This is a genomic window from Cellulosimicrobium funkei (genome assembly GCF_001019615.1).
GTDB lineage: Bacteria > Actinomycetota > Actinomycetes > Actinomycetales > Cellulomonadaceae > Cellulosimicrobium > Cellulosimicrobium cellulans_E.
In genome coordinates, this window is sequence record NZ_JNBQ01000017.1 from 1 (window position 1) to 24,008 (window position 24,008).

At 76.3% G+C, this 24,008-nt stretch carries 23 protein-coding genes and 2 pseudogenes; 9 read left to right on the forward strand and 16 right to left on the reverse strand.

The features are described from left to right. On the forward strand, positions 1-489 hold a 489-nt coding region (locus FB00_RS12820), incomplete at its 5' end, for a DinB family protein (protein ID WP_047233324.1). A gap of 25 nt (positions 490-514) precedes the next feature. Here FB00_RS12820 and FB00_RS12825 read toward each other — a convergent pair. Continuing rightward, positions 515-991: a hypothetical protein gene (locus FB00_RS12825; RefSeq protein WP_047233325.1), complete on the reverse strand. Its 477-nt coding sequence runs from the start codon at positions 989-991 to the stop codon at positions 515-517. Positions 992-1,003: 12 nt separating this feature from the next. After that, positions 1,004-1,789, reverse strand: a complete 786-nt coding sequence (locus FB00_RS12830) for a class I SAM-dependent DNA methyltransferase (protein ID WP_047233326.1) — start codon at positions 1,787-1,789, stop codon at positions 1,004-1,006. A 98-nt stretch (positions 1,790-1,887) separates the two neighbouring features. Between FB00_RS12830 and FB00_RS12835 the strand changes: the two genes are divergently transcribed. Beyond that, positions 1,888-2,328: a pyridoxamine 5'-phosphate oxidase family protein gene (locus FB00_RS12835; RefSeq protein WP_047233327.1), complete on the forward strand. Its 441-nt coding sequence runs from the start codon at positions 1,888-1,890 to the stop codon at positions 2,326-2,328. 25 nt (positions 2,329-2,353) lie between these two features. Here FB00_RS12835 and FB00_RS12840 read toward each other — a convergent pair whose 3' ends face one another. The 3 genes from FB00_RS12840 to FB00_RS12850 all read right to left on the reverse strand — a co-directional run bounded on the left by FB00_RS12840 (position 2,354) and on the right by FB00_RS12850 (position 5,248). Further along, positions 2,354-3,100, reverse strand: coding sequence for an SHOCT domain-containing protein (locus tag FB00_RS12840; protein WP_047233328.1), 747 nt, complete (start codon positions 3,098-3,100; stop codon positions 2,354-2,356). Between the two features lie 151 nt (positions 3,101-3,251). Then, a complete protein-coding gene (locus FB00_RS12845) occupies positions 3,252-3,890 on the reverse strand; it encodes a CE1759 family FMN reductase (protein WP_047233329.1) in 639 nt (212 codons plus the stop codon). 170 nt (positions 3,891-4,060) lie between these two features. After that, a complete protein-coding gene (locus tag FB00_RS12850; RefSeq protein ID WP_047233330.1) occupies positions 4,061-5,248 on the reverse strand; it encodes an LLM class flavin-dependent oxidoreductase in 1,188 nt (395 codons plus the stop codon). A gap of 366 nt (positions 5,249-5,614) precedes the next feature. Here FB00_RS12850 and FB00_RS12855 point away from each other — a divergent pair, with 366 nt between their 5' ends. Beyond that, positions 5,615-5,959, forward strand: a complete 345-nt coding sequence (locus FB00_RS12855; RefSeq protein WP_021483180.1) for an RNA polymerase-binding protein RbpA — start codon at positions 5,615-5,617, stop codon at positions 5,957-5,959. A 126-nt stretch (positions 5,960-6,085) separates the two neighbouring features. On the opposite strand, the gene FB00_RS12860 is transcribed toward FB00_RS12855, so the two are convergent. The 11 genes and pseudogenes from FB00_RS12860 to FB00_RS12905 all read right to left on the reverse strand — a co-directional run bounded on the left by FB00_RS12860 (position 6,086) and on the right by FB00_RS12905 (position 18,353). Continuing rightward, positions 6,086-6,841, reverse strand: a complete 756-nt coding sequence (locus FB00_RS12860; protein ID WP_331386745.1) for a polyprenol monophosphomannose synthase — start codon at positions 6,839-6,841, stop codon at positions 6,086-6,088. Next, positions 6,817-8,625: an apolipoprotein N-acyltransferase gene (gene lnt, locus FB00_RS12865; protein WP_231581836.1), complete on the reverse strand. Its 1,809-nt coding sequence runs from the start codon at positions 8,623-8,625 to the stop codon at positions 6,817-6,819. The genes FB00_RS12860 and lnt overlap by 25 nt, the downstream gene beginning before the upstream one ends. 274 nt (positions 8,626-8,899) lie before the next feature. Then, positions 8,900-10,540, reverse strand: a complete 1,641-nt coding sequence (locus FB00_RS12870; protein WP_047233332.1) for an amidohydrolase — start codon at positions 10,538-10,540, stop codon at positions 8,900-8,902. A gap of 129 nt (positions 10,541-10,669) precedes the next feature. After that, positions 10,670-13,663, reverse strand: a complete 2,994-nt coding sequence (locus FB00_RS12875) for a DEAD/DEAH box helicase (protein ID WP_047233333.1) — start codon at positions 13,661-13,663, stop codon at positions 10,670-10,672. 98 nt (positions 13,664-13,761) lie between these two features. Then, positions 13,762-14,022, reverse strand: a pseudogene (locus tag FB00_RS22780) (diacylglycerol kinase family lipid kinase); the annotation flags it as partial. Beyond that, on the reverse strand, positions 13,905-14,876 hold the full coding sequence (locus FB00_RS12880; RefSeq protein ID WP_052877650.1) for a diacylglycerol/lipid kinase family protein: 972 nt from the start codon (positions 14,874-14,876) through the stop codon (positions 13,905-13,907). The pseudogene FB00_RS22780 and the gene FB00_RS12880, both read right to left, overlap by 118 nt. 43 nt (positions 14,877-14,919) lie before the next feature. Beyond that, on the reverse strand, positions 14,920-15,663 hold the full coding sequence (gene tatC, locus FB00_RS12885; RefSeq protein ID WP_047233334.1) for a twin-arginine translocase subunit TatC: 744 nt from the start codon (positions 15,661-15,663) through the stop codon (positions 14,920-14,922). A gap of 36 nt (positions 15,664-15,699) precedes the next feature. Continuing rightward, entirely contained in the window at positions 15,700-15,966 is a 267-nt protein-coding gene (tatA, locus tag FB00_RS12890; RefSeq protein WP_047233335.1) for a Sec-independent protein translocase subunit TatA, read from the reverse strand. Between the two features lie 57 nt (positions 15,967-16,023). After that, a complete protein-coding gene (locus FB00_RS12895; RefSeq protein ID WP_047233370.1) occupies positions 16,024-16,350 on the reverse strand; it encodes a hypothetical protein in 327 nt (108 codons plus the stop codon). A gap of 10 nt (positions 16,351-16,360) precedes the next feature. Then, entirely contained in the window at positions 16,361-17,362 is a 1,002-nt protein-coding gene (locus tag FB00_RS12900; RefSeq protein WP_047233336.1) for a helix-turn-helix transcriptional regulator, read from the reverse strand. Continuing rightward, on the reverse strand, positions 17,355-18,353 hold the full coding sequence (locus FB00_RS12905) for a helix-turn-helix transcriptional regulator (protein ID WP_231581837.1): 999 nt from the start codon (positions 18,351-18,353) through the stop codon (positions 17,355-17,357). Before FB00_RS12905 ends, FB00_RS12900 begins: the two co-directional genes overlap by 8 nt. A gap of 131 nt (positions 18,354-18,484) precedes the next feature. Here FB00_RS12905 and FB00_RS23245 point away from each other — a divergent pair. From FB00_RS23245 to FB00_RS12935, 6 genes and pseudogenes are all read left to right on the forward strand, one after another. Further along, a pseudogene (locus tag FB00_RS23245) lies at positions 18,485-19,655 on the forward strand (DUF3866 family protein). Then, positions 19,652-20,458 carry a DUF4129 domain-containing protein gene (locus FB00_RS12915; protein ID WP_047233337.1) on the forward strand — a complete coding sequence of 269 codons (807 nt, stop codon included), beginning with the start codon at positions 19,652-19,654 and terminating at the stop codon, positions 20,456-20,458. Before FB00_RS23245 ends, FB00_RS12915 begins: the two are co-directional and overlap by 4 nt. Further along, complete coding sequence (locus FB00_RS12920; RefSeq protein WP_047233338.1) at positions 20,455-21,009, forward strand: hypothetical protein; 555 nt, start codon at positions 20,455-20,457, stop codon at positions 21,007-21,009. The genes FB00_RS12915 and FB00_RS12920 overlap by 4 nt, the downstream gene beginning before the upstream one ends. Then, positions 21,006-22,013 (forward strand): AAA family ATPase, encoded by a 1,008-nt coding sequence (locus FB00_RS12925; RefSeq protein WP_047233339.1) that lies wholly within the window; start codon positions 21,006-21,008, stop codon positions 22,011-22,013. The genes FB00_RS12920 and FB00_RS12925 overlap by 4 nt, the downstream gene beginning before the upstream one ends. Then, the gene (locus FB00_RS12930; RefSeq protein ID WP_047233340.1) at positions 22,010-23,362 is read left to right on the forward strand and encodes a DUF58 domain-containing protein; all 1,353 of its coding nucleotides are present in this window, start codon (positions 22,010-22,012) and stop codon (positions 23,360-23,362) included. The genes FB00_RS12925 and FB00_RS12930 overlap by 4 nt, the downstream gene beginning before the upstream one ends. Beyond that, a complete protein-coding gene (locus FB00_RS12935; protein WP_047233341.1) occupies positions 23,359-23,913 on the forward strand; it encodes a hypothetical protein in 555 nt (184 codons plus the stop codon). Before FB00_RS12930 ends, FB00_RS12935 begins: the two co-directional genes overlap by 4 nt. Positions 23,914-24,008: the final 95 nt, after the last annotated feature.

The window sequence follows — 24,008 nt, forward strand, 5'->3', positions numbered from 1 at the left end:
CGCGCGGCGTGGGCGGCGCTGGAGTCGACGTGGGCGGCGACGCTCGAGCGGGCGGCGGCCCTGCCCGCGAGCGCCGTGGACGTGTCGGTGGACGGCGAGTGGTCGTTCGCGCAGACGTTGCGGCACCTGGTGCTGGCGACGGACGCGTGGTTGGGGCGGGCGGTGCTGGAGGTGGAGCAGCCGTTCCACCCGTTGGGGCAGGCCGGCCCGCAGGCGGCGGAGGACGGGCTGGACCTGTCGTTGTTCGTGACGGGGACGCCGTCGTACGGGGAGGTGCTGGAGGCGCGCGCGGGCCGGGTGGCGATGGTGCGGGACTTCCTGGCGGGGGTGACGTCGGAGGGGCTGGCGGTGGTACGGCGCAACCCCTGGTCGCCGCAGTACCCGGAGACGACGTTGTCGTGCGTGCACGTGATCCTCGAGGAGGAGTGGGAGCACCACCGCTTCGCGGTGCGCGACCTGGACACGATCGAGGCGTCGTCCGGAGGGTGAGCGGGGCGGCCTGAGCTCCCGGGGTTCAGGGGGTGCGTGAGACCACGGCGGCGAGGTTGGGCGTGACGCGGGTGAGGCCGGCATCGGTGGGGAGGCCGTCGGGGACGAGGACCGCGGTGACCCGCGTCCCGTCCGGGGCGAGGAGGCTGAGCGGGAGGTCGGAGTCGTCGAGGTCGGTGACGAGGCCGCACGTGGCGGCTCCCGCGTCGTCCTGCGGGGTGTCTCCTGGCACGACGGTGACGAGGCAGACGACGTCCTGCCCGTCGCGGCTGCCGGCCCCGGCGTAGAAGGTGACCCCGTCGAGCTCGCCCAGGCGTCGGGCCGAGTCGGGGTCCATCTCGTCGGGCGTCATCGTGCCGGGGAGGGCGTCGTAGGGGACGGGCTCGTCGGCGAGGCGGGTCACGAGGTCGTGGGCCGTCACCCCGCCGGAGCAGGCGGTGAGGGCGGCGAGCACGGCGGTGGCGAGGACGACGGGTCGGGTGCGACGACGGGGTTGGTCCATCGGGGTGGGATATCACGACGCGGAGGACGGGTGCGGCGGGCGCCGGTACACGGACACGTGGGAGCGGGACTCGGCGGTGAACGGCTCCCCCGCCCATCCCGCGTGGCGGGTCTCGAGCTCGAGGCCGGCGAGGCGGGCCATGAGGTCGAGCTCGGCGGGCCAGACGTACCGGTGGGGTGTGCGTCCCACCGTGGTGCGGCCGTCGTCGTCGAACCGGACGTGGTGGGACACGACGCGCTGGTGGAGGACGTCGTAGGTGTCGACGCCGAGGTAGCCGGGCTCGTCGTGCCAGACGGTCGCGGTACGGCCGGGCGGGAGGGCGCGCAGCTCGGGGACCCAGAGCTCGACGACGAACCGGCCTCCGGGGGCGAGGTGGCGGGCGGCGTTGCGGAAGCACGCGACCTGGGCGTCCTGGGTGAGCAGGTTCGAGATCGCGTTGTACACGAGGTAGACGAGCGTGTGCTCCCCCGGGACCCGGGCGGTGGCCATGTCGCCGACGACGACGGGCAGGGTCGTCTCGTCGGCCTTCTCGCGCAGCCGGGCGACCATGTGCCGGGAGATCTCGATGCCGGTCACGGGCACGCCGCGCGCGGCGAGCGGGATCGCGACCCGGCCGGTGCCGACGGCGAGCTCGACCGCGCTCCCCCGGCCTGCGAGCGCCGCGAGCCGGTCGACGGCGGGGTCGAGGACGTCGGGTGCGAACATGCCCTCGCCGGGGGTGTCGTACCGGGCTGCGGCGCCGGCGTCCCAGAGGCGTTCCTGGTCGGTGCCGGCGAGGTCGGTGCGGAAGTCCGTCATCGTGCGACGGTGCCAGGTGGCGTCCGTGGCGGTCCAGGGTTTTCGTGTCGACGTCTTCCCTGTCTCCGGTCCGGCGGGCGGGGCGCTACGGTGGCGCCATGGACCGGGAGACGTTCGTCGGCTATGTCCGTTCTCAGGGGTGGGGTGTCGTCGCGTCGCTGGGCGACGACGGCGGGCCCCAGGCCGCCTTCCTCGCGGTGGCGGCGACGGGCGCGGGCGAGCTGGTGTTCGACGCGCGTGCGACGTCGCGCAAGGTGGCGAACCTGGCTCGAGACCCGCGCGTCGCGGTGACCGTGGGTGGCACGGACGGGACGACGCTGCAGTGCGAGGGCGTGGCGGACGTGCCGGTGGGTGCGGACCGGGAGCGCTGCGCCGCGGCGTACGCGGCGGCGTTCCCGCAGTTCGCGGGGTCGCTGGCCGACGACGGCATCGTCGTGCTGCGGGTCGTGCTCGCCTGGGCGCGGTACGGGGACTTCCGCGACGGCCGGTCCGTCATGACGCAGGTCGACGTGACCGGGTGGGGCCCGACCGGGGACTGACGGCAGCCGGACCCCGGCCGGCCCGTCAGCCGAGCAGCGCCTGCTTCGCGCGCGCGAACTCGGTGTCGGTGAGGTCGCCGGCGCGGTGCAGGGCGGCGAGGCGTTCGAGGCGGGCGACGAGCGCCGCTCCCCCGTCGCCCGTGGTGGCGCTCGCGGCGGGTGTGCCGCGCCCGACGACGCGCCACAGGGCGCGGGCGAACACGCCGGGGCGTCGGGCGGTGCCCGCCTGGTCGGGCTGAAGGCGTGGCACGCGCGGCGAGGGGACGGTCCGGTCGTCGACGACGATGCTCCCGGGTCGCGTGTCCGCGAGCGAGCGCGCGAACCGGGCGAAGCGTGCGGACGACCCGTCGAGCAGGACGGCGCGGGTCGACCGCGCCCCGGGGTGCTCGTCGCGCCAGGTCACGACGACGGTCGGCCCGTCCCCGGTGACGGTCACGACGGGTCGCCCGGCGGGCTCGACCACGGTGTCGTCGCCGCGGACGAGGCGCAGCCGTGCGCCGTCCCACACGAGCCGGCCGCCGGCGACGTGGAACATGGCCGGGTAGCGGGGCGCGGCGGCGAAGCGCGACGTGTCGGGCACCCGGCCGGGGACGGTCACGACGCCTCCGGGTCGCCTCCGGGGCGGGGCCGGGAGGCGGCCGTCGGCGTGCGCGGCGAGCGCCTCGACGACCGGGACCGCGACCGTGACGGGGGCGACGGCCTCGACGCCGGGCTCCGGGGCCGGTCCTGCCGGCTGCGCCTCGGTGTGGCCCTCGGTCGCGCTGGTGCTCATGGTGCTCCCCCGTCGTCGTCGGTCCCCCGATCCTGCCGCGCGACACCCTCCGAGAGCAACCCCTCGGGTGGTGTCGCCGCAGGTCAGGACGACGTGAGCGCGCCCCCGGCCGGGAGCACCGGTGGCCGGGGGCGCGCGGTCACGGGGTGGGTCAGAGTCCGCCGAGCAGCGCCGTGAAGTCGGGCGTGGCCGCGAACGGGTCGGCGGGGCCGGTGTTCTTGCGCAGGGCGACCTTCTCCGCGAGCTCGCGTCCCGCGCGCGCGATCCGGGCGGGCAGCCCGCCGCCGGCGTCGGCCTCGGCGGCGGCCCAGTCGTCCGTCGCGGCGAACACGGACGTCGTGGCGACGTCGGCCCGCAGGTAGGTGAACAGCGGCCGAAGGGAGTACTCGAGCGCGAGCGAGTGGCGCGAGGTGCCGCCGGTCGCGCCGAGCAGCACGGGCGTGCCGGTGAGCGAGTCCTTGTCGAGGACGTCGACGAACGACTTGAGCAGCCCGGAGTACGTGGTGGTGAACAGCGGGGTGGTCACGACGATCCCGTCGGCGGCGGTCAGGCGCTCGAGGACCCCGGCGAGCTCGCCCGTGGGGAAGCCGGTGAGCATGGCGTCGACGACGGCGTGCGCGTGGTCGCGCAGCTCGACGGTCTCGACCTCGGCGCTCACGCCGAGGCCCTGGAGCTCGCGCACGGTGGCCTCGCCGAGCCGGTCGGCGAGCAGGCGCGTGGAGGACGGCTTGGACAGGCCGGCGGACACCACGACGAGGCGGCGGTCCGGGGCGGGGGTGCTGGCGGTCATGCGGTGCTCCTGGGGTGTGGCGAGTCGTGCGGGGGTCGGCCCGTCGCCGGGCCGGGTGGTGCGGGTGCCCGACGGCGGCCGGTCGACCGGGTGCGCGGGGCACCCCTCGACCGTACGTCGTCGGGCGGCCGGTCTCGCGGCCGGTCGTGCCGGCCGCGGGACGGCGCGGGCTACAGCCCGAACGCGGCGCCGGCCTTCGCCGGCTCCTGGTCGTCCTCGGCGGTGCGCCCGGTCCAGCGGTCCTCGGTGCCGCCGACGTGCGCGGCGCCCTCGGTCCCGGCGGCGCGGGCCGCGGCGACCCGCTCGGCGTGGCTCGGCGGGTTCGCCGGCACGTGCGCGGGCCGGGCGGCCTCCATCTCCTTGCGGAGCACGGGCACGACCTCGCCCGCGAGGAGGTCGATCTGCTCGAGCACCGTCTTGAGCGGCAGGCCGGCGTGGTCCATGAGGAACAGCTGACGCTGGTAGTCGCCCACGTGCTCGCGCATCGCGGCGTACCGGTCGATCACCTGCTGCGGGGAGCCGACGGTGAGCGGCGTCTCGCGCGTGAAGTCCTCCATCGACGGGCCGTGCCCGTACACGGGCGCGTTGTCGAAGTAGGGGCGGAACTCGTCCCACGCCTTCTGGGAGTCCTTGCGCATGAACACCTGGCCGCCGAGCCCGACGATCGCGGTGTCCGCGGGGCCGTGGCCGTGGTGCTCCCAGCGCTGGCGGTAGAACTGCACCATCTGCTTCGTGTGGCTGATGGGCCAGAAGATGTTGTTGTGGAAGAACCCGTCGCCGTAGTAGGCCGCCTGCTCGGCGATCTCGGGGCTGCGGATCGACCCGTGCCACACGAACGGCGGCACGCCGTCCAGCGGGCGCGGGGTCGAGGTGAAGCCCTGCAGCGGGGTGCGGAACTTGCCCTCCCAGTCCACGACGTCCTCGGTCCACAGGCGACGCAGCAGCGCGTAGTTCTCGATCGCGAGCGGGATGCCGTTGCGGATGTCCTGCCCGAACCACGGGTACACCGGGCCCGTGTTGCCGCGGCCCATCATGAGGTCCATGCGCCCGTTCGAGATGACCTGGAGCATCGCGTACTCCTCCGCGAGGCGCACCGGGTCGTTCGTCGTGATGAGGGTCGTGGACGTCGACAGGACGATGTTCTTCGTCACACCGGTGAGGTAGCCGAGCATGGTCGTCGGCGAGGACGGGACGAACGGCGGGTTGTGGTGCTCGCCCGTGGCGAAGACGTCCAGGCCCGCCTCGTCCGCGTGCTTCGCGATGGTCAGCATCGCGCGCACGCGCTCGGTGTCGTCGGGGGTCCGGCCCGTCGTGGGGTCCGTCGTGACGTCGCCGACGGTGAAGATGCCGAACTGCATGGTGTGCTCCCGTGAGTCCTAGGTCGATGCGTTTGCATGTACATGCCGCTCAACCCCCCGCCCCGCGGGTTTGTTCCCGGGTCCTCGCGCCGCCGGTGTGAGCGTGCGCACGTCCGGGCGGTGGCGGCCGTGACGAGTTGCGTCGGGCATCGAAACCCGGGAGCCTGGGACCGCGACGCGCCGAGGCGGACCGGCCGGGCGCCGTGGGGGGCGGCGAGGCCGCGGACACCCCGCGACGTTCACCGGACCTTCACGACGCGTCGGAACACCGACCGACGGTGAGGCGTTGCCTCTCGTAGACCGGGCCGCTGCCCGCACCCCACCGGGCGCGCCCACCCACCCCCGAAGACCCCTCAGGAGGACACCATGGCCGACCGTTCGCTGCGCGGGATGAGCATCGGTGCGAAGAGCATGGAGTCGGACGAGGGCGTCGACTTCGCCCCCCGCTTCCAGGCGCACTACGACTGCCCCAACGGGCACACCATCATCCTGCCGTTCTCGACCGACGCCGAGGTCCCCCCGGTGTGGGAGTGCCGCTGCGGCGCCGAGGCGCTCCTGCGCGACGCGGAGCGTCCCGAGCCCAAGGCCGGCAAGCCCGCCCGCACCCACTGGGACATGCTGCTCGAGCGCCGCACGATCTCCGAGCTCGAGGAGCTCCTCGACGAGCGCCTCGGCCTGCTGCGCGCCGGCAAGCTGCGCCGCAGCGCCTGACACCGCGCGGTCGCCCGACGACCGGAGAGGCCCGGACCCCGCAGGGTCCGGGCCTCTCGTGCGTCACGGGCAGGTCGCAGGCCCCCGCCCCGCTCGCGCACCGCTCCGTCCCCGCTGCGCCCGGCCTCAGCGAGAGGCCCGGCTCCCCCGCCCCCGGACCGCCCCCGCGAGCTGGGCGGCGCGGCGTCGCGCACCCCACACCGTCACCTTCCACAGCGCCTCGGTGACGATCGCGCGGCTCATCTTCGACCGGCCCGCGGTGCGCTCGACGAACGTGATCGGCACCTCGACCACCCGCCCGCCCGCACGCACGACCCGCCAGGCCATGTCCACCTGGAAGCAGTAGCCGTGCGACTCCACGCTCGCGAGGTCGACGGCGCGCAGCGCGTCGGCGCGGTACGCGCGGAAGCCCGCCGTCGCGTCCCCCAGGTCCAGCCCGAGCGCGACGCGCACGTACACGTTCCCCGCCCGCGAGAGCACCTCGCGGTGCCACGGCCAGTTCTCCACCCGCCCGCCCGGCACCCAGCGCGAGCCGATGACGAGGTCAGCACCGTCGCCGGGCTCCCCCGCCGGGGCGAGCGCCGCGAGCAGGGACGGCAGCTGCTCGGGCTGGTGCGACCCGTCGGCGTCCATCTCGACCAGGACGTCGTACCCGGCGTCCAGGCCCCAGCCGAACCCCGCGACGTACGCGGCGCCCAGGCCCTCCTTGCCCGCCCGGTGCAGCACGTGCACGCCCGGGTCCGCGACGGCCGCGGCGTCGGCGAGGTCGCCCGTCCCGTCCGGGCTCGCGTCGTCGACCACGAGCACGTCCGCGTCGGGCACCGCGGCACGCAGGCGCGCGAGCGTGCCCGGTAGGGTCAGCGCCTCGTCGTACGTGGGCACGACGACGAGCACGCGGCCCGGCGCGGCGGGCTCCCCGGGGGCGCTCGCTCACCGCGCGGCGTCCCCGGTCGCAGCGGACGTCGCGGACGCCCGGACCGCGCGGCGCTCGCGGACGGCGCCCACGACCCCGCCGCGAGCAGGCCGAGCGCGAGGAGCTCGACGACGCGCCCGGGCCAGTCCCCCGCCTGCACGGCCGGGGTCAGGCTCGTGCGCAGCGGCAGGTCCGCGACGAGCTGGTCGGCGGTGAACAGCCCGGTGCTCTGCAGCAGGGTGCCGTCGGGGGCGATGACGCCGCTCACGCCGACGGTCGAGACCTGCACGGTCGCGCGCCCGGTCGACACGGCGCGCAGCCGCGACATGGCGAGCTGCTGCGTGGACTCGGCGGTGTACCCGAAGGAGGCGTTGTTGGTCTGCACGACGAGCACCTCGGCGCCCGCGTCCACGGCGTCGTTCACGAGGCCGTCGTAGGCGACCTCGAAGCAGATGACGACGCCGAGCGGCACGGTGCGCCCGAGGCGCTCGGACGCGAGGTCGACGACCCCGGTCTCGGTGCCGGGGATCATGTCGATGCTCACGCGGTCGACCTGGTCGGAGAAGATCCGCAGCAGCGATCGCAGCGGGATGTACTCGCCGAACGGCGCGGGGTGCTGCTTGGCGTACCGGTCCACGACGCCCGCGCCGGGCTCCCACAGCAGCGACACGTTGTACCGGCCGCCGGTCTCGGGGTACTCCTGGGCGCCGACGAGGATCGGGGCGCCGACCTCGCGCGCGGCGTCGTCGATGGCGCGCGCGACGTCGGGCGCGGTCTGCGGGTCGAGGTCGGACCCGTTCTCCGGCCACAGCACGACGTCGAGGTCGCCGGGCTCCACCTGGTCCAGCAGCGCGACGGTCCCCTGCAGGTGGTTGTTCAGCACCTCCGCCCGGTTCGCGAACGACCCGAGGCCGGGCTCGCCCACGTTGCCCTGCACGGCGCCGACGGCGAGCGTCCCCGCCTCGGCGCGCGTGTCGAGCGGCACGAGCAGCGGCGCCGCGACGAGCGCGCCGGCCACGGCGACGGGGACGACGACGCCCGTCACGCCGCCGCGGCGGCGCACCAGCGCGAGGACGGCGACCGCGAGCAGCGACCCGGCGAGCGCGACGAGCAGGGACACGAGGACCTCGCCCCCGAGCCACGCCGCGCGCCCGAGCGGGGAGTCCGCCTGGGAGAACGCGAGCCGGCCCCAGGGGAAGCCCCCGAAAGGGACCTCGGTGCGTGCCTGCTCGACACCGACGAACAGCAGCGCGAACGCGACGGCCCGCGCCCACGGGCGCCCGGCCAGCCACGGCCAGCGCCGCGCCCACACCCACGCGGCGCCGAGCACGGCGACGAAGCACGCCTCCATGACGGACAGCGCGACCCACGGCACGGTCTCGGTCGCGTAGTTGGCCCACCACAGGTGCGGCAGGAAGAACGCCAGGCCCCACACGAGCCCGACGAGGAAGCCCCACCGCGCACCGTCGCGGCGCAACGCCCAGAACAGCGCGGCGACGCCGACGAACGCGAGAGGCCACCACCCGCGGTCGGGGAACGCCGCGTCGCTGACCAGGCCGCCCGCGAGGGCCAGGAGCAGCGTGAGCGGCCGCGACGGCGTCCCGACCCGGGTGCGCGCGTCCGCCGCGCCGGGGACGTCGGGGCCGGTCTCCGTGGGTCCGGCCGCGGGTGCCGACGAGATCGTGGCGGGGGCGTCAGGTCCGACGGGGCGGGATCGCCCGGCCGGGGCGGCCGTGGGCTCGGGGGCGTGCACGGGTGCACCCTACGCCACCCACCTGCACGGACCCGGGTCCGCGGCGGCGGCCCAGCGGGTGAACGAGGGGTGGTGTGTGCGGGCCCGCGCGCCCTTCGGCCCGTACACCGCCGCCACCGGCGGAGCACGTTTTCTACTGAGCGCGCGGGCCCGGCCAGGTACCCGGCGCGGCACGCCGAGGGGTCGTCGTCGGTGGCTGATCCCCCTGCGGCCGCGGGGGCCGGAACACCCTGTCGAACCTACTCCGGCTCAGGGCCGTGTCAAGCGGTAGCGGTCAGACGAACGTGTCGAACAGGGGGACGCCGTCGCGCACGGTCTGCAGGCACCGCGGCCGCGGCACGTCCGGGCCGAGCTCCGGCAGGAGCGGCTGCCCGGCGCGCGCGTCCGTGCTCCACGACGACGTCGTGCGCCCGAGCGCACCCTGCACGACCAGGTGCTCGCCCCGCCACACCGCCAGGTGTGCGGGAGCACCGACGCGCAGCTGCCCGGCGCCCGTGTGGTCCAGCCCCGCGATGCGCCACCCGCCGCGCGTGTGCGCGCGGAACGCGGCCCGCGCCGAGATCTGCTGGTCCGGGTCCACGTGCGACATCGCCGCGAGCACGCCTGCCCACGGGTCGAGCCGCGTCACCGGCGCGTCCGACCCGAACGCGAGCGGGACGCCCGCGCCCGCGAGGTCCGCGAACGGGCTCAGGCCCTCGGCCCGGGTCGCGCCCACGCGCGCCGCGTACATGCCCTGCGGGCCGCCCCACGCGGCGTCGAACCCCGGCTGGATGCTCAGGCTCACCCCGAACAGCAGCAGGGAGGCCAGCGCCGACGCGTCCACGAACAGCGCGTGCTCCACCCGGTGCCGCGCCGCGCGCACCGCGCCCTGGCCGTGGACCTCCGCGGCGACCTTCAGCCCGAGGACGAGCTCGTCCATCGCGCGGTCCCCGATGACGTGGAAACCGCCCTGCGAGCCCGCCGCGCCCACCGCGGACAGGTGGTTCGCGATCTGCTCCGCGCTCAGGTAGAGGTTCCCGCGGTCGGTCCGGTCCGGCCCGTCCTGGTACGGCAGGCGCATCGCCGCGGTGCGCGACCCGATCGAGCCGTCCACGTTGAGGTCGCCCGCGATGCCCGCCAGGCCCGGCACGTCCGCAAGGAGCTCGCGCGCGTCGTCGACCGTGGTGCACAGCTCGCCCCGGTACCCGACGACGTGCGCCAGCCCCGAGGACGCCTCGCCCGTGAGCGCGAGCAGCTCGCGCAGCCCGGCCCGCGTGTCGATGTGCGGAGCGCTCATCTCGTGCACCGACACGATCCCCTGCTCCGCCGCGGCACGCAGCGCCGCCCGGTACAGGTCGGTGCGCCGCGCCGGCGACACGTCGCGCGCGACGTCCCGCGCGACGTGGTGCGCCTCCCCCGTGACCCAGCCCGACTCGTCCCACCCCGGCCGCTCCGCCAGGGCGCACCGCCGCGCGAGCGTCGTCGAGACCACGGCCGAGTGCACGTCGACCCGCGCCGCGTACACCGCGCGCCCGCCGGCGGCCGCGTCGAGCTCGTCGCGCGTCGGGGGGCGCCCCTCGGGCCAGGACCGCTCGTCCCACCCGAACGCGAGCACGACGTCGTCGTCCCCGACGTCCGCGGCGGCCTTCGCGACCGCCTCGAGCGCGGCCGCGAGGGTCGTCACGCCGGCGCTCGCGGACAGGTCGACGCCCGCGAGGGCGAGCCCGACCTCGAACAGGTGGACGTGCGCGTCGACGAACCCGGGCGCGACGAGCGCGCCGTCGAGGTCGATCACGCGGTCGGCGCGGGCGGCGAGCCCGTCGGCCGTGTCGTCGGCGCCGATCCAGGCGATGACGCCGTCGTCGACGAGGAGCGCTTCCGCGAACGGGTCGGCCGGGGAGTGGATCACGCCGCCGCGGTACAGGGTTGAGGCCACAATCCTTCACGATACCGCCACAACCGCCCGAACCTCACCCCTCCCGACCCCGCGTCCACGCAGGTGGGACCGGGTGTCGTGCACGTCACGCCGCCGCCTTCCCCGGCGCGGCCGTGCGCCGCCGTCGGCTCAGACGCTGGAGTACGCGACGACGCCGCGCCGCAGCTTCTCGATCGCCTGGTGCGCGGTGCGGCGCACCGCGGGGGTGGGCGCGGCGGTCGCGACCTGGTCGAGGACGTCGATCACCTGCTTGCACCAGCGCACGAAGTCACCGGCCGCGATCTCCGAGCCGCGCAGCACGGCGTCGAGGCTGCGGCCCACGGCCCACCGGTGCACGGCGGTGACGAGGCCCTCGTCGAGGGCGCCGGTCGCGTCGATGTCGTGCGCCTCCTCGAGGTCGTCCACCTCGGACCACACGCGCGTGGTCGCCTCGAGCGCGCGGGCGAGCTTGCCGTGGGGGCCGCCGGGGACGTCGGGCTCGCCGTGGTCCTCGCGCCGCCCCGCGTACACGCACGTGGACACCACCGCCGCGAGGGCGGGGGCGTCGAGGTCCTCCCACACGCCGCGGCGCAGGCACTCGGCGAGCAGCAGGTCGTTCTCCGCGTACAGGCGGCGCAGCCACTGCCCGTCGGGGGTGACGCGCAGCCCCGCTCGGACCGCCCCCCGTCCGCCCGCGCGGCCGGAGCCGTCCTCGTCGTCGGGGGACCCGCCCGCGGGTTCCTCCGCGTCCAGGGCGTCCTCGAGCGGAGCGACCGGGTCGTCCGCGACCTCGCCGGGGGCGAGGTAGCCGAGGGTGAGCAGCACGTCGCAGATGCGGTCGAACACGCGCGCGATGGACCCGGTGCGGCCCTCGACGCGGCGCACGAGCTGGTCGTGCTCCTTCTTGAGCCGTGCCCACCGCTCGGCCCAGCGGGCGTGGTCCTCGCGGTCGGGGCAGTCGTGGCACGGGTGGGCGCGCAGCTGGGCGCGCAGCCGCGAGAGCTCGGCGTCGTCCGCGGCGGCCGACCGGGAGCGGGTGGTGCGCCCGGGGCGCGCGCCGGGCTCGTCGAGCGCCCCGAGGGCGTTGCGCAGCGTGGACGCGAGGTCGCGGCGCTGCGCCGGGACGCGCGGGTTGAACGACTTGGGCACCCGGACCTTGGCGACGGTGCGGATGCCGCCGGGCGCGTCGGCGACGGTGAGCTTCTTCACCTGCCGGTCCTGGGTGAGCACGGTGGGGCGCGGTCCGTCGAACCCTGCCCCCTCCCCCGGGTCGAGCACGACGACGTAGCCCGCGCGCCGCCCCGACGGCACCTCGACGACGTCCCCGGGTCGCAACCGCTCGAACGCGGCCACGACCTCCGCGCGGCGGGACCGGCTCGCGGCGCGCGACAGGTCGCCCTCGCGGGCGGTGATGCGCCGCCGCAGCGCGGCGTACTGGGCGAAGTCTCCCCGGTCGCACGTCATGGCCTGGGCGTACCCGTCGAGGGCCTCGGCGTGCGCCTGCGCCTGCTTCGCGAGCCCGACGACGCCGCGGTCGGCCTGGAACTGGGCGAACGACGTCTCCAGCACCTCGCGCGCCCGGTCCCGCCCGACCTGCGCGACGAGGTTGACCGCCATGTTGTACGTGGGCCGGAAGCTGGAGCGCAGCGGGTACAGGCGCTTGGACGCCAGGCCCGCGAGGTGCACGGGGTCGAGGCCCGCGTGGTCGACGACGACGGCGTGCCCCTCGACGTCGATGCCGCGCCGCCCCGCCCGGCCGGTGAGCTGGGTGTACTCGCCGGGCGTGACGTCCACGTGCGCGGTCCCGTCCCACTTGACGAGCTTCTCCAGCGCGACGGACCGCGCGGGCATGTTGATGCCGAGCGCGAGCGTCTCGGTCGCGAACACGACCTTGACGAGGCCGCGGCTGAACAGCTCCTCGACGGTCTCCTTGAACACGGGCAGCATCCCGGCGTGGTGCGCCGCGATCCCGCGCGCGAGCGACTCCGTCCACGTCCAGTAGCCGAGCACCTCGAGGTCCTCCGCGGGGATGGTCTCGGTGCGCTCCTCGGCGACGCGCCGGATCTCCGCCTCCTCCGCGGGCGAGGTGAGGCGCAGCCCCGCGGCCAGGCACTGCTGCACGGCACCCTCGCACCCGGCGCGGGAGAAGATGAAGTAGATCGCGGGCAGCAGCCCGTCGGCGTCCAGGGCGTCCACGACGGCGAACCGCGCCGGGGTGCGGCGCGCCCCGAGCCCGGACCGGTCGGGGCCGGGACGCCGCCCGCCCCGCCCCCGGTACCCGCGGTCGCCCGGGCCGCGCCGCCCGCCCGGACCCGACGCGCCCGTGCGCGGGGCCGCGCGGAACGCGGCCAGCAGGTCCGGGTTGATGGGCGGGTTCACGCCCGGGTCCGTGGGGTCCACGTGCCCCGCGTACAGGTCGAGCAGGTCCGCGCCGAGCGCCCGGCCGCCGCCCGCGTGCGCGACCCCGGTCGCCGGGTTCGCCGACGCGACGAGCACGTGCTGCCACAGCGGCACGGGCCGACGCTCGCTGACGACGACGGTCGTGTCGCCGCGCACCATCTCGAGCCAGTCGCCGAACTCCTCCGCGTTGGACACCGTCGCGGACAGGGACACGAGCTGGACGTCGTCGGGCAGGTGGATGATGACCTCCTCCCACACCGGCCCGCGGAACCGGTCGGCGAGGTAGTGCACCTCGTCCATGACGACGAACGCGAGGCCCTCCAGCGTGCGCGAGCCCGCGTACAGCATGTTGCGCAGCACCTCGGTCGTCATGACGACGACGGGCGCCTCCCCGTTGATCGTCGTGTCGCCGGTGAGCAGGCCCACCGAGTCCGCGCCGTAGCGGCGCACGAGGTCGCCGTACTTCTGGTTGGACAGCGCCTTGATCGGGGTGGTGTAGAACGCCTTGCGCCCGCCGGCGAGGGCGAGGTGGACCGCGAACTCGCCCACGACCGTCTTTCCGGCACCCGTGGGGGCCGCCACGAGGACGCCGCGCCCCTCCTCGAGCGCCTCGCACGCGCGCTCCTGGAAGTCGTCGAGCGGGAAGTCGAGGACCTGCCGGAACTCCGCGAGCCGGGTGCGGGACGCCGCCTGGCGGGCCCGGGACGCGGCGTAACGGGCGGCGGGCGATTCAGCGGCCGTCATGGTGCCAGCCTACGGTCCGGCGCCGACCTCGCCGGTCGGCGCGCGAGGTGCGGCGCGGCGGGCCGTCGGGACGCGGTCGGCGCGTCGTCGGCGGAGGGTCAGGGCGCGGCGTGGCCGGCCGTGTCGTCCAGGACGTGCAGCGCGCCGGGGACCACGTCGACCCGTAGCGGCAGGGGACCCAGGTGCTCCCCGTCGGCGAACGCGTGCGGCGGGGTCGCGCCCGCCTCGGTCGCCGCGACCGTCACCGACGTCGCACGCAGGGTCCCGACCCCGGGGTTCGCCAGGTGCCGCCCCGCGTACATGCCGGGGAAGATGCGCGTCGCGCCCCAGCGCCCGAACGGGCCCGCGACGACGACGTCGAGCAGGCCGTCGTCGAGCGCCGCGCCCGGCGCGATCCGGATGCCGCCGCCGATGCGCGGACCCGTTCGCGACCGACACGAGCGCGACCCGGCGACTCCCACACCACGGTCCGCCCGCCCTGCGCGCCGGGGGCGTCCGCGCTCGTCCCGAGGGCGGCGCCGTCGAGCAGGAGGGGCGCGCCGGCGAGCAGGTCGGGCAGCTCGTCGCCCGCGGGCACGCCGCGCAGCGTGACCCGGTACCCGTACGGGCGGTACCGCGTGATCTCCGTGAGGGCCGAGCGCGCGTACCGCGACCGCCCGCGCGGCCACGTGGCCGCGTTCGCGTGGGCGTTGACGGCCGCGTCGATCCCCGCGGACAGCACGCCCGCGTACCAGCGGGGCGCCACCAGGTGCTCGCCCGTGACGCGGGCGGCGTCGACCGCGCGCACGGACGGCGGCGCGCTCGCCGAGGACCCGGCGCTCGCGACGGTGCCGAGAGCGGTGAGGACGGCGTCCACGCACCGGTCGGTGCGGGTCGTGGGCAGCCCGAGGCCGTGCGCGAAGTCGTTGCCCGTCCCGACCGCGACGATGCCGAGCGGGACGCCGGTCCCGGCGGTCGCGTTGACGCCGAGGTGCACCATGCCGTCCCCGCCGACGACGACGAGGGCGTCCACCCCGGGTCGGGCTCCCGCGCCGTCGCCGCCCGGGCCGCGCACGGCGGCGTCGGCCGACTCCTGGGCGAGGGGAAGGCTCGGGGCGCTGAGGTCGACGACGTCGTGCCCCGCCGCGCGCAGCGCCTCGGCGGTGCGCGCCCCCGCGGTGCGACCGCGGCCGCGCCCCGCCGTCGGGTTGACGACGAGCGCGACCGTGCTCATGCGCGTCCCCCGCGCCCGGCGGGGCGCGGCCGGGGCGTGGCGCTCACAGAGCCAGCCGTGCGGCGTCGCGCTTGTCGACGCGCCGGTCGTGGAGGTAGCTGATGCCGAGCGCGGCGAAGTAGAGCCCGCAGATGGGCAGCGCCACGAAGATCATCGTCAGCGCGTCGGGCGTCGGGGTCATGACGGCCGCGAACACGAACGCGACGAGCACCGCCCAGCGCCAGCCCTTGGCCATCGCGGACGCGCGCAGGAGGCCGGCAGCGTTGAGCGCGACGAGCACCACGGGCAGCACGAACGCGAGACCGAACGCCAGCACGAGGCGCATGACGAAGCTCAGGTAGCCCTGCGCGTCGGCGAGGTTGGTCGCGCCGTCGGGCACGAACCCGGCGAGGATGTCGACCGCGTGGGGCAGGACCCACCACGCGAGGTACGCGCCGCCGAGGAACAGCGGGACGGACCCGCCGAGGAACGCGAACGCGTACCGCTTCTCCCGGGTCGTCAGACCCGGGGTGATGAACGCCCACAGCTGGTACAGCCACCACGGGCACGTGACGAGGACGCCGAGGAAGAGCGAGACCTTGACCTTCATGTCGAGCGCGGAGGCCAGGCCCGAGAAGTTCAGGCTGATGACCTTGCCCTGCTCCTCCGCCGCCTTGAGCAGCGGCGCCTGCAGCGCCTCGAGCAGCGGCTCGTAGAGGAACCATCCGACGATCGCGCCGACCACGAGGCCGCACGCGGCGAGGAAGAGACGCTTGCGCAGCTCCAGGAGGTGCTCTCGGAGCGGCATCCGCCCCTCGGGGTCACGGGAGGTACGTGACACCGACTATCCCTTCGAGGTGTCGCCCGGTTCGGGCGACGTGGTCCCTCCGGTCACGGTCGGCGCGGAGGTACCGGTCGACGGGTTCGTCGTGCCCGGGCCACCCGCCGCGGGCGGGGGGTTGTCGTCCTCGCGCAGGTCCTTGACCTCGCTCTTGAAGATCTTCAGCGACTGGCCGACGCTCTTGGCCAGGTCCGGGAGCCGGCGCGCGCCGAACAGGAGCAGGATGACGACGACCAGCACGATGATGTGCCAGGGCTTGAGCATGCCCATGGGCTAACTCCTCCTCGAGGCGAACGGCGCTACGCGAGCGAGTCTACGCGGTGAACCCTACGCGTTGAACCGGCGCCAGCGGGACCAGACCTGCTCGTCGCGCCGCCGCCGCAGCACGCGCCGCTCCGCGCGCTCGGCGCGCAGCAGGTCCACGCGCTCCTGGAGCACGACGGGGTCGTCGAACAGCGTCGGCGCGGTCGAGGGCTGCGCCTCCTCCAGGGCGCGCGACAGCTCGTCCGCCCGCGCGCTCAGGTCCGCCGCGACCTGCGAGGCGCGCGACAGCTCGCGCCCCAGACCCTTCACGGACCGCCACAGGCGTCGCGCGAGGAAGAACGCGCCGACGAGCGTGCCCACGACGAGCAGCGTCCAGACCCAGAACCACATGCCGCCCACCCTAGCCAGCGGTCCGCTCGTCGCCCGCCCCGCCGTCGGGCTCGCCCGGCAGGTGCGCGTACGCGGACAGGGCGGCGCTCGCGGCGTCGCGCACGTCGCGCGCGACCGACGCGGGTTCGACGGCGAGCACGTGCCGCGCCCGCTCGGTGAGGAGGTGGCGCAGCCACACCGGGTTGGTGACGCGCAGGCGCACCTCGAACGCGCCGTCGGGCAGGTTGCGCACGGACTCGACGGGGACCTGCTCGGCGACGGCGCGCGCGGGGCTGGCGAACGTGATCGTCGCGAGCGGGGCGTCGCCGGTGGGGGTGAAGTCGACGTCGGCGTCGACGTCGTGCCCCTCGACGGGCTGGTCCAGCTCGGTGGCGGCGAGGATGCGGTCGACGCGGAACGTGCGTCGACCCTGCGCGCGGTGGCACCACGCGAGCAGGTAGGCGTGCTCGTCCTGCGTGTGCAGGGACACGGGGTCGACCTCGCGCTCGGACTCCTCGTCGGCGGCCGTCACGTACCGGATGCGCAGCCGGTGTCCCGCGACGAGCGCGCTCGTGATCGCGGCGACCACGCGCGGGTCGCCCTCGGGGGCGAGCTGCACGTCGAGCGCCGCCGCCGCCTCACCGGTCGCGTCGGTGAGCTTGCGCAGCACCGACTCGACGACTCCCGCGCGCTCCGGGTCGGCCTGCACCGCCGCGGTCTCCCGCATCGCGCGCAGCGCCGCGATGAGCGCGACCGCCTCGCGCGTGCCGAGCCGCAGGGGCCGGGTCATGCCGCGCGCCTCGGTGAGCCGCACGACGCCGCGCTCGATCGAGTCGGCGTCGAAGTCGATGAGGTCGTCCGGCCAGTAGCCGGGCGTGCCGGACACCCACAGGGCGTCGACGTCGTCCAGGACCTGGCGCTCGCTGACGCCGAAGTGCCGGGCGAGCTCCCCCACCGGCACCGGGCCCGCCCCGTCCAGGTACGCGACGATGCCCAGCAGGCGCACCAGCCGGTCGTCCGCGCGCTCAGCCACGCCCCGTCACCTCCGTCGTCCCCTCGCCCGTGCCCGCGCCGGCGTCCTGCGCGGAGCCCAGCGCCGCCGCGTCCCGCAGCCGCCGCACGACCGCCGCGCGCAGGTCCGGCGGCCCGAGCACCAGCACCGCGTCCCCGTACCCGACGACCTCGTCCGCCAGCGCGTACCGCACGTCGTACGCCACCTCCAGCACGTCCCGGCCCGCGCCGTCGCCCGCCCGCGCGTCCGGCACCGACCCCACGACCGTGCCGCGCGCCCGCAACGCACCCGCGCGCTCCGGCACGACCGCCAGGCGCGCGACCCCGCCCGCGTCGCGCGTGCCCAGCGCCGCGTCCACGTCCACGTCGACCGGCACCTCGAACGCGTCGCGCGGGCCCGTCGCCCGCACCCGGCCCTCGACCCGGCTCAGCCGGTAGGACCGCGGCGCCCCACGGTCCAGGTCGAACCCGACCAGGTACCAGCCGCCGCGCCGCGCCGCGATCCGCCACGGCTGCGCGCGCCGCGCCCGCACCTCCCCCGTGCTCGCCGCCCGGTACGTGAACGACACCACGCGCCGCGCCGAGATCGCGTCCATGAGCGTCGCGTACGCGTCGCCCACCGGCCGCACCTGCGGCGCCAGGCCCGCCACGACGTCCATCGCGGTCTCCCCCGCGCCCGCCGCCCGCAGCTTCGTCAGCGCCCGCGAGATGTCCGTCCGCAGCGTCTTGTCCTGCCAGAACTGCGTCGCCAGCGCCAGCACCCCCAGCTCCGCCGGCGTCAGGTCCACCGCGGGCAGCGCGTACGCGTCCTGGTCGATCCGGTACCCCACCTCGTCCGCGTGCCCGCCCGCGTCCACCGTGACGATCGGGATCCCCAGGTCGCGCAGCGTGTCCTTGTCGCGCTCGAACATGCGTTCGAACGCGTCCGGGGAGGGCGCGTCGCCGTACCCCGCCACGCTGGTGCGGATCTGCTGCTTCGTCATCGACGCGTTCGTGTTCACCAGCGCGATCACCAGGTTCAGCAGACGCGCCGCCGGATTCGTCGGCGACGACCCCGACGACGAGGGCGCGGGATCGGGCGCGACGGAGGGAGGCGTGGGCTCGGACATCGGCACCACGCTAGTCGGTCGATAGGGTGTGCCGCGTGATCACGTGGCGGACCGCGACCGTGGTGTCGCACGCGAAGGCCTGGACCGGCGCCCAGGAGCTGCACGTGCGGCTCCACGACCCCCTCCCCGGGCGGGACGACGACCCCGACGCCACCGTGCGCGCCCTCGCCTACACCCAGCTCGTCGGCACCCCCGACCCCGGCGACCACGTGCTCCTCAACGTCTCCGCCCTCGCGCGCGGCCTCGGCACCGGCGGGTACGCCCTCGTCGTCGGGCCCGCCCAGACCGGCACCCCCCTCCCGCCCGACCCCGCCCCCGGGCCCGGGCACCTCGTCAAGGCCCGCTACACCCCCCTCCAGGCCCTCGTCCTCGGCGTCGACGAGCAGGAGTCCCCCCACCACGACACCCTCCGCGACGCCGACGACCTCGACGCCACCCCCGTCGTCGTCGCCGACCTCCACTCCGCCCTGCCCGCCGTCGTCGCCGGCGCCCGGCACGCCGCGGCGCTCGCGGGCCGCCCCGCACCCCGCGTCGCCTACGTCATGACCGACGGCGGAGCCCTGCCCGCCGCCTTCTCCCGCACCGTCGCCACCCTGCGCGAGACCGGCTGGATCGACACCTGCCTCACCGTCGGACAGGCGTTCGGCGGCGACCTCGAGGCCGTCACCGTGCACACCGGCCTCCTCGCCGCGCGCCACGTCACCGGCGCCGACCTCGTCGTCGTCGCCCAAGGCCCCGGCAACCTCGGCACCGGCACCCGCTGGGGCTTCTCCGGCGTCGCCGCCGGCGAGGCCCTCAACGCCGTCGCCGCCCTCCGCGGCCGCCCCGTCGCGTCCCTGCGCGTCTCCGGCGCCGACGCCCGCGACCGCCACCTCGGCGTCTCCCACCACTCCCTCACCGCGTACGGCCGCGTCGCGCTCGCCCCCAGCGACGTCCCCGTGCCCGTCCCCACGGCCGACGTCGAGCGGCTCACCGGGTGGGGGGGCCGACCTCACCCGCCGCGTCGCCGAGCAGGCCGCGACCCTCGCCGCCCCCACCGGGCGCCACCACCTCGTCGACGTCCCCGCCGGCCCGGACCTCCTCGACGCCCTCCACGCCGTCCCCGTCAGGCTCTCCACCATGGGCCGCGGCCTCGACGCCGACCCCGCCGCGTTCGTCGCCGCCGCCGTCGCCGGCGTCCACGCCGAGTCGCTCCGACCCGTATGACCGCACCGCAGGGGGACGACCACCGCCGGCCCGGACCGGCACGCTTCGCCGCCGTCGCCGCACTGGCGCTCGCGGCGGTGCTCGCCGCGGCCGTCGGCGCGCCGTGGGGCTGGGAGGCGCCGGGCTGGTTCGACCGCGTCGGGCAGGAACAGGTCGCGCCGCCCCCGGAGACCGCGACGACCGACGTCCTGTCCGACGCGCGGGACCAGATCCGGTCGCAGACGGACTCCGGCGGTCTGTCGGTCGATGCCTTCATCCTCTGGACCCTGGGCATCGTCGCTCTCGTCCTCCTCGTCGTGCTCGCGCGCCGGTACCTCCCGGCGCTCCTCGTCCGACGACGCCGACGCGAGCTCCTCGTCACGGCACCCGGCGACGTCTCCGTCCACGCGGTCGAGGACCCGGTCGTGCCCGAGCTGCGGGAGGCGGTCGACCGGGCGCACGACGACCTGCACGTGCCTGACGTCGATCCGCACGACGCCGTCGTCGCCGCGTGGGTCGCGCTCGAGCGCGCCGCGGAGCGGGCGGGCACCCGGCGAGACCCCGCGCAGACCCCGACCGAGTTCACGAGCGCCGTCCTGGCCAGCACCCGGGTGGACGCCGACGCCGTCGCGACGCTCCGAGGCCTGTACCACCGGGCCCGCTTCGGCGAGACGCCACTCGGCGCGCGCGACCTGGAGGCGGCTCGCGCCGCCCTGGCCCGCATCGCGGCGGACCTCGCGACGCGGGCCGGACGCCCCGCGGACGGGACACCCGACCCGGCCACGCCCCACGACCGCCCGCTCTACGACGAGGCACGGCCGTGAGGGCGCGCGAGCGCTGGGGTCGCCTGCGCCCGGCGGACCGGCACGCCCTGCTCGCGGCCGTCGTCGTCGTCGGGCTCGGCGTGGTCCTCGTGCTGCTCGGGTCCTCGCCCGCGCACGCCCTCATGCTCACGACCCTGGGCGTCGCGGGCGTCCTGCTGTGGCACCGCACCGGCTACGCCGGGGACACCGTGTGGCCGCGCGTCCCGGACGTGCGGCGCGACGGCAACCGGCGCGACGTGTCCGACCTCGGCTGGTCGGTCCTGGGCCGCGACGGCCGCGTCACGGTCACCGCCGCGCGCCGGGTGCGCCGCCTCACGGAGCGTCGCCTGACCCGCTGCGGGATCGACGACCTCGCCGACCCCGGCGCCGCGGCCGACGTGGCCCGTCTCCTCGGCCCCCGCGCCGCCCGCACCGTCCACGACCTCGTCACCGACGGGCGCCTCCCGACGCCCGCGGAGCTCGACACCTGGCTCGCGGCACTCGACCGGCTCGACCAGACCCTCACCACCCACGCCACCCCGGACCGCCCCGACGGAGGGACACCCCGATGACCGCCGACCCCGCCCCTCGCACCGCCGGACCGGGCACGACTCTCGACGTGCCGACGGTCGCCGCGCACGGCCGCGCCGTCCTCGACGAGGTCGCGACCGCCGTCGTCGGGGCCCGCGAACCCCTCACGCTGGCGCTCGCCACCGTGCTCGCCGGCGGGCACGTGCTGTTCGAGGACGTCCCCGGGCTCGGCAAGACCCTCGCCGCCCGCAGCCTCGCCCGCGCGCTCGGCCTCGACTTCACCCGCCTGCAGTGCACCCCCGACCTCCTGCCCTCGGACGTCACCGGCTCCTCCGTGTACGACCCCGCCACCCGCACCTTCGAGTTCCGGCCCGGGCCCGTCTTCACCGGGCTGCTGCTCGCCGACGAGATCAACCGCACCGCCCCCAAGACGCAGTCCGCGCTGCTCGAGTCCATGGCCGAGCGCCAGGTCACCGTCGAGGGCACCACCCACGCGCTGCCCCGCCCCTTCCACGTCGTCGCGACGTCCAACCCCGTCGAGCACGAGGGCACCTACCCGCTGCCCGAGGCGCAGCTCGACCGCTTCATGGTGCGCCTGTCCGTCGGGTACCCCGGGCGCGACGAGGAGCGCGAGGTCCTCACCCGCCGCATCGCCCGCCGCCACGACGACCCCGTCGTCCGCCAGGTCGTCGACCGCGACACCGTCCTCGCCATGCAGGCCGCCGTCGAGCAGGTCGACGTCCACCCGGACGTCATCGCCTACTGCGTCGACCTCGCCGCCGCCACCCGCGCCCACCGCGACCTCGAGGTCGGGGCATCCCCCCGCGGGTCCCAGAACCTCGCCCTCCTCGCCCGCGGCGTCGCCGTGCTCGACGGGCGCGACGTCGTCCTGCCCGAGGACGTCAAGCGCGCCGCCGTCCCCGTGCTCGCCCACCGCCTCACCCTCACCCCCGGGGCGTGGGCCGCCGACCTGCGGCCCGAGACCGTCGTCGCCGGCATCCTCCAGACCGTCCCCGGCCCCGCCACCGTCGGCGATCGCGGATGAGCACCCCCACGGCGGACCGCGACGACCCACCACGCTGGCGCACCACCGTCCACCTCGCCGCCGGCGTCCTCCTCGGCGCCACCCTCCTCGCCCTCGGCGTCCTGTTCCGCCGCCCCGACGCCGCCCTCCTCGGGCTCCCGCCCCTGCTCAGCGCCGTCTGGGGCTGGACCCACCGCCCCCACGGACCCGTCACCGTGCGGGTCGACCTCGACACCGACGCCCCCGCCGGGACCCTCGCCGCCCGCACCGTCGCCGACGTCCCGCCCGGCGTCGAGCTCCTGCGGCTGCGGGCCCTCGCTCCCGGCGGCCTCGTCACCGAACGCCTGGTCCGCACCACGGCCGGAACCCACGAGCTCGCCTGGCACGCACCGTCGGCCCGCACCGGCGTCACCGACACCCTCCGCGTCGACTACGCCGCGTACGGGCCCGACGGCGTCGAGGAGCAGGTCGCCCGCGTCGCCCGCGGCCCACGCCGCCTCGTCCTGCCCCGCCCGACCCCGCTCGGCCGCCTGCCCCTCTCCTCCCGCCTGCGCGGGCTCTCCGGCCCCCACACCTCCCGACGCCCCGGCGACGGCACCGAACTCCGCGACGTCGACGCCTTCCGCCCCGGCGACCGGCTCCGCCGCATCGACTGGCGCGCCACCGCCCGCCGCTCCCCCACCCTCGACACCCTCTACGTCCGCCGGACCTTCGGGACCGCCGAGGCGACCGTCGTCCTCGTCGTCGACTCCCGCGACGACGTCGCCCCCGACCTCGCCACCTGGAGCGGCGTCGGCGCCCAACGCCCCGACGAGGCCACGTCCCTCGACCTCGCGCGGCACGCCGCCGCGTCCGTCGCCCAGGCCGTCCTCGCCGACGGCGACCGCGTCGCCCTCGACGACCTCGGCCGCCTCGCCCGACCCGTCCGTCCCGGCGGCGGACGACGCCACCTGCGCCGCATCCTCCACGGCCTCGCCCTCGCCCGTCCCGTCGGCGACCCCTCCGCCCGCCACCGCCCGCCCCAGGTCCCCACCGGCGCCGCCGTCTACCTCTTCTCGACCCTGCTCGACGACGAGGCACCCCGCCTCGCCCGCCAGTGGCACGACACCGGACACGTGGTGGTCGTGGTCGACGTCCTCCCGTCCGTGTCCGTCGCCGAGGTCGACGACCACGTCGCGACCGCCTGGGCCGTCACCCGCCACGAGCGCGCGGACCGCGTCCATGACCTGCGCGAGCGCGGGATCGTCGTCGCACGCTGGTACGACGGCACGCCCGGCGCCGACGGCGCTCGCGGGACGCTCGAGCTCGCGGCACGACGGCTCGACCGGCAAGGACCCGGGCGCCCGAGCCCGACCGGAACCACCCGATGAGGCGACTCGTCCGACGCGACGTCGTCACCGCCGGACCGCGCCCGCGCCTCGAGGTCGAGACCGAGCGCACCTTCCCCGGGTGGTGCCCGCGCGTCCTCCTCCTCGTCCTCGCCACCGCCTTCGCCGGAGCCGCGCTCCAGACGACCGGGCTCGCGCAGTCGCTGGTCTGGGGGGCCGCGATCGGCCTCGGGGCCGTCACCGCCTACCTGCCCGCCCCGCCGGTGCCCCACCTGCTCGTGCTCCTCGGCGCGCTCGTCCTGCTCCTGGACGGGGACGCTCCCTTCGACCCCGTCGTGCTCGTCCTCCTCCCGCTGGGTCACCTCGTGCTGCGCACCGCCTGGTGGTCGGACCACGTGCCACCCGAGGCGCGCGCGGAGCTGCGGGCCGTCGCGCCCGACCTCCGCAGGGTCGCCGTGCTCCAGGCCGCGCTCCTCCTCGTGGCGCTCGCGGTGCAGGCGATCACCGCGGGAGACGTCTCGTCGGCGGTCGCCACCGCCCTCGGCGGGATCGCCGTGCTGGGCCTCGTGCTGCTCGTCACGCCGCGGGACTGACCTCGCGCTGCGAGCGGCCGGGGACCGCCCGACGATGGCGGGACGGCGCCCGACGCCGTCCCGCCACCACGGCGGCGACCGCACCCGACCCGAGG